11 protein-coding genes are annotated in these 14,076 nt (G+C 74.8%); all 11 read left to right on the forward strand.

Going from position 1 to position 14,076, the window contains the following annotated elements:
* The first annotated feature begins 135 nt into the window (after positions 1-135).
* Positions 136-1,089 (forward strand): phosphoribulokinase, encoded by a 954-nt coding sequence (locus tag LQ327_RS12460; RefSeq protein ID WP_230733913.1) that lies wholly within the window; start codon positions 136-138, stop codon positions 1,087-1,089.
* A complete protein-coding gene (locus LQ327_RS12465) occupies positions 1,086-1,820 on the forward strand; it encodes an HAD-IA family hydrolase (RefSeq protein ID WP_230733915.1) in 735 nt (244 codons plus the stop codon). Before LQ327_RS12460 ends, LQ327_RS12465 begins: the two co-directional genes overlap by 4 nt.
* A gap of 27 nt (positions 1,821-1,847) precedes the next feature.
* Positions 1,848-3,776 (forward strand): mycofactocin system FadH/OYE family oxidoreductase 1, encoded by a 1,929-nt coding sequence (locus LQ327_RS12470; RefSeq protein WP_230733917.1) that lies wholly within the window; start codon positions 1,848-1,850, stop codon positions 3,774-3,776.
* Positions 3,773-5,665 (forward strand): oxidoreductase, encoded by a 1,893-nt coding sequence (locus tag LQ327_RS12475; protein ID WP_230733919.1) that lies wholly within the window; start codon positions 3,773-3,775, stop codon positions 5,663-5,665. Before LQ327_RS12470 ends, LQ327_RS12475 begins: the two co-directional genes overlap by 4 nt.
* 49 nt (positions 5,666-5,714) lie before the next feature.
* Entirely contained in the window at positions 5,715-6,542 is an 828-nt protein-coding gene (locus tag LQ327_RS12480; protein ID WP_230733920.1) for an ArsR/SmtB family transcription factor, read from the forward strand.
* Between the two features lie 19 nt (positions 6,543-6,561).
* Positions 6,562-7,239 carry a mycofactocin biosynthesis peptidyl-dipeptidase MftE gene (gene mftE, locus LQ327_RS12485; RefSeq protein ID WP_230733928.1) on the forward strand — a complete coding sequence of 226 codons (678 nt, stop codon included), beginning with the start codon at positions 6,562-6,564 and terminating at the stop codon, positions 7,237-7,239.
* Positions 7,232-8,767: a mycofactocin biosynthesis glycosyltransferase MftF gene (gene mftF, locus LQ327_RS12490; RefSeq protein WP_230733936.1), complete on the forward strand. Its 1,536-nt coding sequence runs from the start codon at positions 7,232-7,234 to the stop codon at positions 8,765-8,767. Before mftE ends, mftF begins: the two co-directional genes overlap by 8 nt.
* Positions 8,768-9,180: 413 nt before the next feature.
* Positions 9,181-9,699, forward strand: coding sequence for a (2Fe-2S)-binding protein (locus tag LQ327_RS12495; protein WP_230733938.1), 519 nt, complete (start codon positions 9,181-9,183; stop codon positions 9,697-9,699).
* Position 9,700: 1 nt separating this feature from the next.
* Positions 9,701-12,187: a xanthine dehydrogenase family protein molybdopterin-binding subunit gene (locus LQ327_RS12500; protein ID WP_230733940.1), complete on the forward strand. Its 2,487-nt coding sequence runs from the start codon at positions 9,701-9,703 to the stop codon at positions 12,185-12,187.
* Complete coding sequence (locus tag LQ327_RS12505; protein WP_230733942.1) at positions 12,184-13,035, forward strand: FAD binding domain-containing protein; 852 nt, start codon at positions 12,184-12,186, stop codon at positions 13,033-13,035. Before LQ327_RS12500 ends, LQ327_RS12505 begins: the two co-directional genes overlap by 4 nt.
* 95 nt (positions 13,036-13,130) lie before the next feature.
* Positions 13,131-13,994 (forward strand): SRPBCC family protein, encoded by an 864-nt coding sequence (locus LQ327_RS12510; protein ID WP_230733952.1) that lies wholly within the window; start codon positions 13,131-13,133, stop codon positions 13,992-13,994.
* Positions 13,995-14,076: the final 82 nt, after the last annotated feature.

Here is a 14,076-nt window from a genome sequence, read left to right on the forward strand (position 1 = left end):
CCCTCACGATAGGTGCTCGGACGGCCTCCGGTGGACCACTCGCACCACCTCGATCTCCCCCCTCGTCCCCCCGCTGCGGGGGGAGTGGCGTGGCTCACCGCTGCCTAGCGTCGTCGGCATCGAGGAGGTGTCGCCGTGCCCGACAAGAACCTGCGCATCCGCCGAGCCGGACCCGACGAACCCCGGCGCCGGCCGGTGATGATCGCGATCGCGGGCGACAGCGCCGCGGGGAAGACCACGCTCACCCGGGGGCTCGTGGACGCTCTCGGGCCCCAGCGGTGCGTGTCGCTGTGCACCGACGACTACCACCGCTACGACCGGGCGGAGCGCCGGGACCTGCCGTTCACGGCGCTCCACCCGGACTGCAACTACCTCGAGATCATGGAGCAGCACCTGCAGCTGCTGGCCACGGGCTCGCCGATCCTCAAGCCGGTCTACGACCACGCGACCGGCGAACTGGTGCGCCCGGAACTGGTCGAGCCCGCCCCGATCGTCATCGTCGAGGGGCTGTTCCCGCTCCACAGCCGCCTGTCGCGGGCCTGCTTCGACGTGACCGTCTTCCTCGACCCGCCCGAGGAGATCCGGCGCGGGTGGAAGATCGCCCGGGACACCGGCAAGCGGGGGTACTCGACGGAGGCGGTGCTGGCCGAGCTCGACCGTCGCGAGGCGGAGTCGGCGGCCTTCATCCGCCCGCAGCGCGCCACCGCGGACCTCGTCGTGCGCTTCGCCCCGATCGAGACCCGGGACGACCCGGCCGACACGCCGCTGTCGGCCACCGTGATGCTGCGCCCGACGATCGACCACCCGGACCTCACCGGGGTTCTGCAGCCCGGCCTGACCCGCGCGATGCACCTCAAACTCGAGCGTGATCCCGACGGGCGCCCGGTCGAGTCGCTGCACGTGCACGGCTACGTCCCGCGCGAGGAGAGCATCGCGGTCGAGAAGGCGATCTGGGCCTCCCTCGACGCCCCGGACACCGACACCCCGGACTGCCTCGGCCGGGTCGGCGACGGGCGCAGCGAACCACTCGCGATCGCCCAGTTGCTGCTGCTCTACCACCTGATGGATCTCGATCGGGGCCGGCCGTGAGCCCGCTGCCGGCGGCCGTCGTGTTCGACCTCGACGGCACGCTCGCCGACACCGAGCGCGACGGGCACCGGGTCGCGTTCAACCGGGCCTTCGCCGCGCACGGGATCGATCTCTTCTGGGACATCGAGCACTACGGCTGTCTCCTCGCGGTCACCGGCGGGCGGCGCCGCATCGTCGCCGACCTCGCCCGGCGCGACGAGACCGACGACCTCGCCGCGGACGAGACCGCGCTCGAGGAGCTCGCCGAGACCGTGCACCGGACCAAGACACGGATCTTCGCCGAGGAGGTCCGCCGCGGCGCCATCACGGCCCGCCCGGGTGTCCGCTCGCTCGTCGCCGACCTGGTCGCGCACCGCGTGCCGGTGGCGGTGGCGACGACCGGGACGCGGGCGTGGGCGGAGCCGCTGGTCGAGCGGCTGCTCGGGCCGGGGACGGCGCGGGTGACGGTGTTCGGCGACGACGTCCGGGCGCTCAAGCCGGATCCGGAGGCCTACCTGCTCGCGCTGGAGCGGCTCGGCGTGGCGGCGGAGGACGCGGTGGCCGTCGAGGACGCCGCGCCGGGGCTGGCGGCCGCACGGGCGGCCGGGCTGGCCACCGTCGTCGTCACCAACCACTACACCCGCTGGCACGACGTGCGAGGGGCCGCGCTGGTGCGCGAGGAGTTCGACGACCCGCGGCCGCTCACCGCGGTCGCGCTCGGCGAGGTGCTGACGGCGGCGCAGGCGGCGTAGCGACCTGGCGGGGGTTAGCGTCCCGCGGTGCCCCGCCGTCCGGTTCTCACCGCGCCCGGACGCCTCGCCGCGCGGACGGTCCCGTCCCCGGTGCTGTTCGGTCCGCACGCGACGAACCTCGCGGACCCGCGGCGGCCCGGCGCCCTCTCCGCGGACCACGTCTCGTACTACGCGCGGCGGGCCGCGGGCGGTGTCGGCGTGATCGTCACCGAGGTCGCCTCGGTGCACGACTCCGACCGTCCCTACGAGCGTGCCCCTCTCGCGGCCGAGGCCGGGCCGGGGTGGGCGGCGATCGCCGAGGCCTGTGTGGCGTCCGGGACCGTCGTGCTCGCGGGCCTCGGGCACGCGGGCACCCAGGGGAGCTCGGCGTACCACCGTCGTCCGCTGTGGGGGCCGTCGGCGGCGGCCGATCCGGTGTCGCGACAGGTGCCGGCCGCGATGGACGAGGCCGCGATCGCGGCGGTGATCGACGGGTTCGTGACGGCGGCCGCACTGGCCCGCGACGCCGGGCTCGACGGCGTCGAGATCCAGGCCGGGCAGTACGCCCTGCTGCGGCAGTTCCTCTCGCCGCTGACCAACCACCGGACCGACCGCTGGGGCGCCGAGCGGGATCTCCTGCTGCGCGAGACGGTCGCCGCGGTGCGCGCGGCCGTCGGTGACGACGCCGTCATCGGCCTGCGGCTCGCGGTCGACGAGCTCGCGCCGTGGGCGGGCCTGACCCCGGACGACGTCCGGGTGCCCGCCGGCCTGGACTACGTCGTCGGGGTGCGGGGGAGCGGCCTCGCGGTCGGGGCCACCCGCCCGGACGCCCACACCCCGCCCGGGCACGGGCTGCCGCTCGCGGCGGCGCTGCGCCGGGCCGCGCCGGACGGGACGGCGGTGGTCCTCGCCGGCAGCGTCGTCGATCCGGGCGAGGCCGAGGCAGCGCTGGTCGACGGCACGGCGGATCTCGTCGAGATGACCCGCGCGCTGATCGCGGACCCGGACCTCGTCGGTCGGATCCGGGTCGGGAGCGCTCCCCGGCCGTGCGTGCTGACCAACGAGCGCTGCCGCGTGCGCGACGGCCGCAACGCCATCGTGTCGTGCAGCGTCTCGCCGGTCGAGGAGGCGTACGGGGTCCCGACGGTGCCTCCGGGTGACGGTTCCGCGGTGCGGGTGGTCGGCGGCGGCCCGGCCGGGCTGGAGGGGGCGCGGGTGCTCGCGGCCGCCGGGTACCGCGTGACGCTGCACGAGCGCGACGACTCACTCGGCGGCGCGCTGCGCGTCGTGGCTCGGCTGCCCGGGCGGGGCCGGTACGCCGCGCTGGTCGACTGGTGGCGGGCCGAGCTGGAGCGACTCGGCGTCGGCGTGTGCCTGGGCGACGAGGCCGGGTTCGACGACGACCGCGTCCCGACCCTGTGGGCGACCGGCGGCCTCGACCGCGAGCCCCCGGTGCCCGGCGCCCCGACCTGGAGCGCCGCCGCCGTGCTCGGCGGGACAGTGCCTCCCGGAACCGAGCCGCCGCCCGGACCCGTCGTCGTGCTCGACCCGGTCGGTGAGGCCACCGGGGTGGGGGTGGCCGAGCTGCTCGCGGCGGACGGCCGGGAGGTCGCGCTGGTGACCCCGGACCCCGTCGTCGGGCACGAGCTCGGACCCCCCGGGGACCTCGTGCCCGCGCACACCCGGCTCGCGGCTGCCGGGGTGACCCGGGTGGTCCGGACGGTGCCGGTCCGCTGGGAGCGTGCCGAGCTGCACCTGCGCGACGCGGACACCGGGGCGCCCTCGACGCTGCCCTGCGCGGCGGTCGTCGACGCCGCTCGCCGTCGCCCCCGTCCGGTGCCGGAGGGTGCGGAGCCGAGGGACGGCCTGCTCGTCGCGGGCCGGACCGTGCTCGCCGGCGACCTCCTCGCGCCCCGCACCGTGCACGACGCGGTGCTCGACGCCCGCCGGGCCGCGGCGCTGCTGGGCACGCCATGACCCCGCCCCGCCCCGGCGACCCGATCACCGTCGGCCCGCTGCGGCTGCGCAACCGGATCGTCTTCCCGGCCCACCTGACCAACGCCGCCGTAGGAGAGATGCCGACCGCCCAGCACGCCGCCTACTACGCCGCGCGCGCCGAGGGGGGCGCCGCGCTGGTGATCACCGAGGAGCACTCCGCGGGCGAGCACGACCGGCCCTACGAGAAGCTCGTCCGCGGCACCGACCCGGCGATCGTCCCCGGCCTGCGCCGGATCACCGACGCCGTCCACGCCCACGACGCGGCGGTGCTCGCGCAGGTCGGGCACAACGGCGGGCAGTCCTCGTCGCGGTACTCGGGAGTGGCCGTCACGGCGCCGTCCCCGCTGCCCGACCCGATGTTCCGCGAGGTCCCCCGCGCCCTGACCCCGCGCGATCTCGACGACCTCGTCGCCGGGTTCGCTCGGACCGCCGAGCACTGCGTCGCGGGTGGCTACGACGGGGTCGAGATCCAGTGCTCGCAGGCGTCGGTGGTGCGCCAGTTCCTCTCCCCGGTCACCAACCACCGCGACGACGACTACGGCGAGGACCCCGCGCGGCTGCTCGTCGAGATCCTCGCGGCGGTCCGTGCAGTCCTCGGCCCCGATCAGGTGCTCGGCGTGCGGCTGCAGGGCGACGAGGGCCTCGCCGGCGGGCTGGGGGCGGCCGACGCGGCCCGGGTCGCGCTCCGGGTCGAGGGCGCCGTGGACTACGTGAACACCGCGGTCGGGGTGGCCACCGCGACGCTCCCGCTGATCGAGCCCCCGATGGGTGTGCCCGCCGGGTACGCGGCGGCCGTGCCCACCGCGGTGCGGGCGGCGGTGTCGGTGCCGGTGATCGGGGTCGGACGGTTCACGACGCCGGAGCACGTGGCCGCGACGCTGGCCGGCGGGTCGTGCGACCTGGTGGGGGTGACGCGCGGGCAGATCGCGGACCCGTCGTTCGCGCGCCGGGCGGTCACGGGCGCGCGGGTGCGGCGCTGTGTCGGCTGCAACCAGGAGTGCATCGGCGCCGTGGGGCTGGGGCGGCGGTTGGGGTGCGTCGTGAATCCGCGGGCGGGGCGGGAGGCGCAGCCGCTCCCGCCGCCGCGGGCCCGGCGGCGGGTGCTGGTCGCGGGCGGCGGCCCGGCGGGTCTGGCCGCCGCCGTCACCGCGGCCGGGCGGGGTCACGAGGTGGAGCTCGTCGAGGCGGGCGACGTCCTCGGCGGGCAGGTCGTCTGGGCCGCGAGCGCGCCCGGGCGGTCGGAGCTCGGGCACGCCGTCGAGGACCTGATCACCGACCTCGGCGCGGTGTGGGTCTCGGTGGGGACGAGGGTGGACGTGGCGCTGATCGCCGACCGGGCGCCCGACGTCGTCGTCGACGCCACGGGGTCGGAGGCCGCGGCCCCGTCGTGGGGGGCCGACGGTGTGCTCGACGTCGAGCACGTCCTGCGCGGCCGCGCCACCCCGACCGGACGCGTCCTCGTCGTCGACGAGGCCGGCGGACACGCGGCACCGTCGACCGCCGAACTGCTCGCGCGCCGCGGCGCCGCGGTGACCACGGTGACCTCCGCGCTCGTCGCGGCCGGCGATCTCGGGCCGACCCTCGAGGGCCCGCGGTGGGCGCGCCGGGCGGCCGCGCTGGGCATCGTCCAGGAGACCGGGCGGGTGGTGCTGGGGATCGAGGGCCGCATGGTCCGGCTGCTCGACCACGTGTCCGGCGTCGAGGAGCAGCGGGAGGTCGACGCCGTCGTCGCCGCCGTGCCACGGCGCGCGCGCGGCCTCGTCGTGCCGGCTGGACCCGCCGTGGTCCGGATCGGGGACGCCCTCGCCCCGCGGCTGCTCGACGCCGCCGTCCGGGAGGGGCACGACGCGGCGGTCGAACTGGGATAGGCAACTTCGGGGTTGCCTGTTCCGACAGGCAACCGATAGGTTGCTCGTCATGGACGACGACGGGGTGTTCCGGGCGCTCGCCGACCCGACCCGGCGTCATCTGCTGGATGCGCTGTATGAGCACGACGGCCGAACCCTCTCGGAGCTGGCCGACGGGCTCGCGATGTCGCGGCAGGCGGTGACCAAGCACCTCGCGGTGCTGGGGGAGGCGGGGCTGGTGACGGCGGTCCGCCGGGGGCGGGAGCGCCACCACCACCTCAACCCGGCGGCGCTCGGGGACATCGCCGACCGCTGGATCCGCAAGTACCACCGGGGGCGTGTGGACGCCCTCACCGACCTGCGACGAGCCCTGGAGGGCCCCGTGAGCGAGACGACGACCGCTGTGACGCACCCGGGGGCGACCGCCTTCGTCTATGTCAGCTACATCCGCACGACCCCCGAGAAGCTGTGGGAGGCGCTGACGACGCCGGCGTTCGTCCGGCGCTACTTCGACGGCGGCGGGCCGGACTCGGACTGGGCGGAGGGGGCGTCGGTGCGGTGGAGCATGGGCGGGGAGCCCGCCCAGGACTGGGGCCAGCACGTCCTCGAGTCCGACCCGCCGCGCCGGCTCGCCTACACCTGGCACAACTACCGGCCGGAGATGCAGGAGATGTTCGGCTGGTCGGACGAGAAGCTGGCGCAGCTGCAGCAGGAGCCGATCTCGCGGGTCGCGTTCGAGATCGAGCCCGTCGCCGATGGCGCCGTCAAGCTGACGGTCACGCACGACGGCTTCGTGCCCGGCAGCGAGATGCTGGCCGGGGTGTCGGGTGGCTGGCCCGGGATCCTGTCCAACCTCAAGTCGCTGCTCGAGACCGGCGAGGTCGTCGCGGGTCGATGACCTGACAGGGTGGGCGCCCGTGGAGGTCTCCCGCGCCCGTGCCGCCGACTGCGCCGACACCCCGTTGCTGCTGGTGCCCGTCGGCGCGCTCGAACAGCACGGCCCGCACCTGCCGCTCGGGACCGACAGCGCGGTGGCGACGACGGTGGCCGGGCGGACCGGGCTGCCGGTCACCCCGCCGATCGCGTTCGGTGCCTCGGGCGAGCACGAGGGCTTCCCCGGCACGGTGTCGATCGGCACCGAGGCGCTGGCCGCGGTGCTGGTGGAGACCGGCCGGTCGGCGTGCCGGTGGGCGCCGCGGCTGCTCTTCGTCAACGGGCACGGCGGGAACCTCCCGGCCCTGGTGGCGGCGACGACGTTGCTGCGCGCGGAGTCCCGCGACGTGGCCTGGCACTCCTGCGGGGTGCCGGGCGCCGACGCGCACGCGGGGCGGCACGAGACGTCGCTGATGCTCGCGCTGGCTCCCGATGACGTCCGGCCGGAGCTGGCGGAGGCCGGCAACACCGCGCCGCTGGCCGAGCTGATGCCGGCGATCCGGTCGGGTTCGGTGGCCGACGTGAGCCCGAACGGGGTGCTCGGTGACCCCGCGGGGGCGGGCGCGGCGGAGGGCGCGGAGACGACGTCGGTGATGGTCGCGGCGCTGCTCGACGCGATCGCCGACTGGCGCGTCGACGAGCAGGGCCGGCTGGGTGTCTGAGCCGCGTCCGCCCCGACTCCCCGACGGCTGGACCGTCCGGTCCGACCCCCGCACCTGGCGGGTCGACGGCGGCGCGACGTGGATCGGCGGCTCGCCACCGCGCGTGCTGCGGCTGTCGGCGGCCGCGCGGTCACGGCTCGCCGGTCCCGAGCTCGTCGTCGCCGACGCCACCACCGCCGCGCTGGCGCGCCTGCTCTCCGATGCGGGCGTCGCCCATCCCGACCCGGCCCGCGCGCCGTCGGTCCCCGGGCCGGACGAGGTCACCGTCGTCGTGCCGGTGCGCGACCGGACCGTCGAGCTCGAGCGCCTCCTCGCCGCCGTGCGGGCCACCGCTCCGGGGCTGGGCGGGATCGTCGTCGTCGACGACGGGTCGGCAGACCCCGATGCGACCGAGCGGGTCGTCGCGGCGCACGGCGGGCGGGTCGTGCGGCACCCGTCGTCGCGGGGTCCGTCGGCGGCGCGCAACACCGGGGCGCGGGCCTCGACGACGGGCATCGTGGCGTTCCTGGACTCGGACGTCGTCCCCGAGCCGGGCTGGTTGACGACGCTGCTCGGGCACCTGGGCGACGCGGCGGTGGGCGCGGTGGCGCCGCGGATCGTGGCCTGGGCTTCCCCGGGCGATCAGGAGAATCCGGTGACCCGCTACGAGCGCCGCCGTTCCTCGCTGGACCTGGGGGAGCGGCCGGCCCCGGTGACGGCGCGGTCGCGGGTGGCGTACGTGCCGAGCGCGGCGCTGCTGGTGCGGCGCTCCGCGTTCGGCGAGGGCTTCCGCGAGGACATGCCGGTGGCCGAGGACGTCGACCTGGTGTGGCGGATCGCCGCGTCGGGCTGGCGGCTGCGCTACGAGCCGGCCGCGCGGGTGGCGCACGAGCATCGCGCGAGCGTGCGGGCGTGGCTGGGGCGCAAGGCGTTCTACGGGACCGGGGCGGCGCCGTTGGCCCGGCACCATCCCCGGCGGGTGCCGCCGGTGGCGCTGGCGCCGTGGACGGCGGCGGCGATGACGCTGCTCGGGGTGCAACGGCGCTGGTCGGTGGCGGCCGCGGGCGCGGTGACGGTGGTGGCGACGGCGAGGCTGGCGCGGGGGCTGCGCAAGCCGGGCGAGCCGTGGATCGGTCGGGCGGATCGAGGATGTGGAGCTGCTGACGTCCAGCGTCAGCGGTGCCGCATCGCTGACGTCACGACCGGCCCGATCCCCCTCGCCCTCGTGCTCGCCCCGTGGGGACTCGGCGGCGCGGCGTGGCAGGCGGCGGGCGCGCTGACCCGGCACTGGTGGCCCGCGGCCGTGCTCGGTGCGGTGGTGAGCAGGCGGGTGCGGCGCGCGCTGCTGGCCGCCGCCGTCGTCGAGGGTCTGGCCGACTGGCTGCGGTTCCGGGACCGTGGCGCCGGCCCGGTCGACGCCGTCCTGCACGTGGCGGCCCACCGCGCGGACGACCTCGCCTACGGCGCCGGGCTGTGGTGGGGAGCCTGGCGCCACCGCACCGTCGAGCCGCTGCGGCCGGACCTGTCCGGGAAAGGACCCGACGGCTGAGCACCTCCGCGAGCGCCGTGTGAGGACGGGTTGAGGTCGACCCCTCCGAACGGAGAGGGTGTTCCGCTGTCCGGCTCGCCCGAATCGGGTCGACCACGGCCCGTCACCACCGGTCTCGGCCCCGCTGGACGACGCAGCTGCGGAAGCATCCGCAGAATGCCTCCGCATCTTCGGAAGTGTTGATCAGCACCACCTCTGACCAGGGCGGACGCCGTTCCGGACGCCCCCTGGCCGGGCGTTGCGCGCGAACGATCTCGGGGGTGTGATGTGGCCGCCGCCACCCTGACGGGCGTGGCGACGCCGTGGCTCGGACGGGTCCCTCCCGACCGTCGCGACGGCCCCACCACCACGACGACGTGCTCGCCTCTTCAGGTCCGCGGAAACGCGGGACCGGGCGTGTGAGGAGTGAACCCATGGCACGCATCCGGACCACCGTCGACGGCCTCGTCTACGAGGACGACGTCGAGCCCCGCATGCTGCTCGTGCAGTACCTGAGGGAACGCCTCGGCAAGACCGGCACGGTGATCGGCTGCGACACCAGCAACTGCGGCGCCTGCACCGTGCACCTCGACGGCCTGTCGGTGAAGTCCTGCTCGGTGCTGGCCGTGCAGGCCAACGGCAGCGAGGTGCTCACCGTCGAGGGCCTCGAGCGCGACGGCCAGCTCCACCCGGTCCAGCAGGCGTTCCACGACAACCACGCGCTGCAGTGCGGCTACTGCACGCCGGGCATGATCATGCAGTCGATCGACCTCCTCGGCGACAACCCGGACCCGACCGAGCGCGAGGTCCGCGAGGGCATCGAGGGCAACCTCTGCCGGTGCACCGGCTACCAGAACATCGTGCGGGCGGTGCAGGACGCGGCCCAGAAGATGAAGCCGGGCGCCCACGCCGCGCCGCAGGCACCGCAGTCCGTCGCGGGCGGGGGTGCGTGAGATGACGACCATGGACAGGCCGGTCCAGGAGATCGGTCGTGACCGCCGCCGCAAGGAGGACCGCCGCCTCATCACCGGGCGCACGCGCTGGACCGACAACCAGGCCATCACCGGACTGCTCCACATCTCGATCGTGCGCAGCCCGTTCGCCCACGCCGACATCAAGGGCATCGACACCAGCGCGGCGAAGCAGGTCCCGGGCGTCGTCGGGGTCTACACCGCGGCCGACCTCGGCGCCGACGCGGTCCAGCTGCCCTGCGCCTGGCCGATCACCAAGGACATGAAGGCCCCGCAGCGCCCGGCGCTCGCAGGCGGCCGGGTGAACTTCGCCGGTGAGGGCGTGGCCGTCGTCGTCGCACGCTCCGCGGCGATCGCGAAGGACGCCGCCGAGCTCATCGAGGTCGACTACGCCGAGCTCGACCCGGTCCTGGACATGGAGGAGGCGCTCAAGGAGGGCGCCACCCTCGTCCACCCGGAGCTGGGCACCAACGAGAACGCCCAGTGGGTGTTCGACTCCGGCGAGGCCGGCTCGGGCGGGTCCGCCGCCGAGGCGATCGCGAAGGCCGAGAAGGCCGACGACCAGGTCGTCGTCCGCCGCCGCTTCCGGCAGCAGCGCCTCGTGCCGGTGTTCATGGAGCCGCGCTCCACGGTCGTCGACCCGACCGGCGAGCAGCTGGTCATGTGGTCGTCCACGCAGATCCCGCACATCCTCAAGACGATGCTGGCGCTGACCCTCGGCCTGCCCGAGAACAAGGTCCGCGTCATCGCGCCGGACGTCGGCGGCGGGTTCGGCGGCAAGATCGCCGTGGCGCCGGAGGAGGTCGTCACGCTGCTGGTGGCCCGCAAGCTCGGCAAGCCGGTGAAGTGGACCGAGACCCGGTCGGAGTCGCTGCTCACCGCACACCACGGCCGGGACCAGATCCAGGACCTCACGGTCAGCGTCACCCGGGACGGCAAGATCACCGGCCTGGACGTGAAGCTGATCGCCGACATGGGCGCCTACCTCGGCCTCGTCGGGCCGGGCGTACCGATCCTCGGCGCGTTCATGTTCAACGCGATCTACAAGATCCCGGCCTACCGGTTCGACTGCACCAACGTCTTCACCACCAAGACGCTCACCGACGCCTACCGCGGCGCCGGGCGCCCGGAGGCCACCTTCGGGATCGAGCGGATGATGGACGAGGTCGCGCTCGAGCTCGGCATCGAGCCGATGGAGCTGCGGAAGCGGAACTGGATCTCCCACGAGGAGTTCCCGTTCACGACGGTCAGCACGCTGACCTACGACACGGGCAACTACGAGGCCGCGACCGACCAGGCCATGGCCATGTTCGACTACGCCGGCCTGCGCCGGGAGCAGGACGAGCGCCGCAAGCGCGGCGACGTCAAGCAGCTCGGCATCGGCATCTCGACCTTCACCGAGATGTGCGGCCTCGCCCCGTCCCGCGTGCTCGGCTCGCTGGACTACGGCGCCGGCGGCTGGGAGACCGCGTCCATCCGGATGCTGCCCACCGGCAAGGCCGAGGTCGTCGTCGGCGTCAGCCCGCACGGGCAGGGCCACGAGACCGCGTTCTCGCAGATCGTCGCGGACAAGCTCGGCATCCCGTTCGACGACGTCGAGATCCTGCACGGCGACACCCAGTCGTCCTACCGCGGCCTGGACACCTACGGCTCGCGCTCGCTGGCCGTCGGCGGCATCGCCATGGTCAAGGCGGCCGAGAAGGTGATCGAGAAGGCGAAGCCGATCGCCGCGCACATGCTCGAGGCCTCCGAGGACGACCTCGAGTTCACCGCCGGGAAGTTCGGCGTGAAGGGCACCGACAAGGGCGTGGGCATCGCGGACGTGGCCCTGGCCGTGTTCGCCGCGCACGACTACCCCGAGGGCATCGAGCCCGACATCGACGCCCACGCGACGTTCGACCCGGAGAACTTCTCGTTCCCGCACGGCACCCACCTGTGCGCGGTCGAGGTCGACACCGAGACCGGCTTCGTGCAGCTCCACCGCTACGTGTGCGTGGACGACGTCGGCACGGTGATCAACCCGCTGATCGTCGAGGGCCAGGTGCACGGCGGACTCGCGCAGGGCATCGCGCAGGCGCTCTACGAGGAGGCCCCGTACGACGAGTCCGGGACGCTGCTCTCCGGCACGCTGGTCGACTACACGCTGCCCTCGGCGGCCGACCTGATCAGCTTCGACACGGCGAACACCTCGACCCCGTCGACGACCAACCCGCTGGGCGTCAAGGGCGTCGGCGAGGCGGGCACGATCGCCTCGACACCCGCCGTCGTGAACGCCGTCCTCGACGCCGTGCGGCAGTACGGCGTCGCCGACATCGACATGCCGACGACGCCCTTCCGGGTGTGGACGGCGATCAACTCCGCGAAGGGCACCGCCGGCCGCGGCGACGAGGCGAACGTCGCCTCGCCGGGCGCCGGTCTCGGGTCCAACGTCAAGGACAGCTCGGTGAAGAACCAGGGAGGCGCGCTGTGATCCCGGCATCGTTCGACTACGTCCGGCCCACCACGGTCGGCGAGGCGGTGCAGGCCCTGTCCGACGGCGGCGACGACGCCAAGCTGCTGGCCGGCGGCCAGAGCTTCATCCCCGTGCTGCGCCTGCGCATGGGTGACCCGTCGCTGGTCGTCGACCTGGGCGGCATCGCCGAGCTGCGCGGTGTGCGCGAGGAGGGCGACGCGATCGTCGTCGGGGCCATGACGACCCACCACGACGTGACCCGCGACGAGCTGCTCGGCCGGCACGTCGCGCTGATCGCCGAGGCCACGAGGACGGTGGCGGACCCCCAGGTCCGCCACCGCGGCACCCTCGGCGGGGCCCTGGCCCACGCCGACCCGGCCGGTGACCTCGCGGCGCCGACGCTCGCGCTCGACGCCGAGCTCGTCGTCGTCGGGCCCTCCGGCGAGCGCCGGGTGCCCGCGTCGGAGTTCTTCGAGGACTACTTCACGACGGCCATCGGCCCGACGGAGATCCTCACCGCGATCCGGTTCCCGAAGTACACCGGCTGGGGGGCGCGCTACGAGAAGTTCAACCGCGTCGCGCAGGCCTGGTCGATCGTCGCCGTGGCCGCGACGGTCAAGGTGGACGGCGGGAAGATCACCGACGCGCGTATCGGTCTGACCAACATGGCCGGAACCCCGGTGCGCGCGCGTGGTGTGGAGTCGGCCCTGGTGGGACAGTCGATGTCGGAGGAGACGGTCCGCGCCGCGGCGCAGGCCGCCGCCGAGGGCACCAGCCCCACGTCGGACGCCGACGCCGGCTCGGACTACCGCGAGCACCTCGCCAGGGTGCTCACCGGCCGCGCGGTGCTCGCCGCCGCTGGATAGCCCTCAAGCTCTACCGCTACGAGGCCCGCCTCCGCTCCTCCACCGCGGCGGCGGGCCTCGCGCGCGTCACCCTTCGTGCCGTATGGAGGCTTGTCATGCAGCTGGAGAACTCGTTCACCGTCCCCGTGGACATCGACACCGTCTACGACGCTCTCAACGACCCCGAGAAGGTCACCCCCTGCTTCCCGGGCGCGACCCTGACCTCCACCGACGGTGACGACTTCACCGGCACCGTGAAGGTCAAGCTCGGCCCGATCTCGATGACCTACAAGGGCAAGGGCACGTTCGTCGAGCGGGACAAGGCCAACCACAAGGTCGTCGTGGACGCCTCGGGCCGCGACTCGCGCGGCAACGGCACCGCCTCGGCCAAGGCCACGCTGACCATGAAGGACTCGGGCGGCGGGAAGACCACCGTCACCGTGCTCACCGAGATGCAGGTGACCGGCAAGCCCGCGCAGTTCGGCCGCGGCGTGATGGCCGACGTCGGGGACAAGATCCTCGGGCAGTTCGCGTCCTGCCTGGCCGACGAGTTCGCCGAGGCGCCCGCTCCTGCGGCGTCGTCGGGGTCGTCGGCGGGCTCGTCGTCCAACGGTGCCGCCGCGCCCGCGGCGTCATCGGGGGCGGCCGGTGCCGCGGCACCGGTGTCGCAGCCGGCCGCTCCGGCCCCCGTCGCCACCTCGTCCGGGGCCCCGGAGCCCGCGCCGGTCGCCTCGACGGTCGCGGAGGCCAAGAAGGACAACGCGACCGCGGCGAAGCCGGGCGCCTCCCCGGCGACGAGCGCGCCGCAGCCGGTGCCGTCCGCGTCCAGCGGTCCGGCGCGTCCGCAGCGTCAGCAGGTCGAGGCGATCGACCTCCTCGAGGCCTCCGGGGACGCGCTCACCAAGCGGCTCGTTCCGGTGGCGGCCGGCGTCGGGGTGCTCGCGCTGATCTTCCTGATCATCCGGCTCGCGCGCCGCTGAGTCCGCGATTCCGAGCGAAGGGCACCTTCGGTCGCATAGATCGACCGAAGGTGCCCTTCGCTGCGCGGCGGCCGTTCCGGCG

Origin of the sequence: Actinomycetospora endophytica (assembly GCF_021026375.1) — a bacterium.
In the GTDB taxonomy this organism is placed as follows: Bacteria; Actinomycetota; Actinomycetes; order Mycobacteriales; family Pseudonocardiaceae; genus Actinomycetospora; species Actinomycetospora endophytica.

What these genes read in the sequence shown, in the direction of transcription:
- LQ327_RS12475 (WP_230733919.1), top strand. Translation starts at nt 3,773, where the DNA reads ATGACCCCGCCCCGCCCCGGCGACCCGATCACCGTCGGCCCGCTGCGG.
- LQ327_RS12480 (WP_230733920.1), top strand. Translation starts at nt 5,715, where the DNA reads ATGGACGACGACGGGGTGTTCCGGGCGCTCGCCGACCCGACCCGGCGT.
- LQ327_RS12495 (WP_230733938.1), top strand. Translation starts at nt 9,181, where the DNA reads ATGGCACGCATCCGGACCACCGTCGACGGCCTCGTCTACGAGGACGAC.
- LQ327_RS12500 (WP_230733940.1), top strand. Translation starts at nt 9,701, where the DNA reads ATGACGACCATGGACAGGCCGGTCCAGGAGATCGGTCGTGACCGCCGC.
- LQ327_RS12510 (WP_230733952.1), top strand. Translation starts at nt 13,131, where the DNA reads ATGCAGCTGGAGAACTCGTTCACCGTCCCCGTGGACATCGACACCGTC.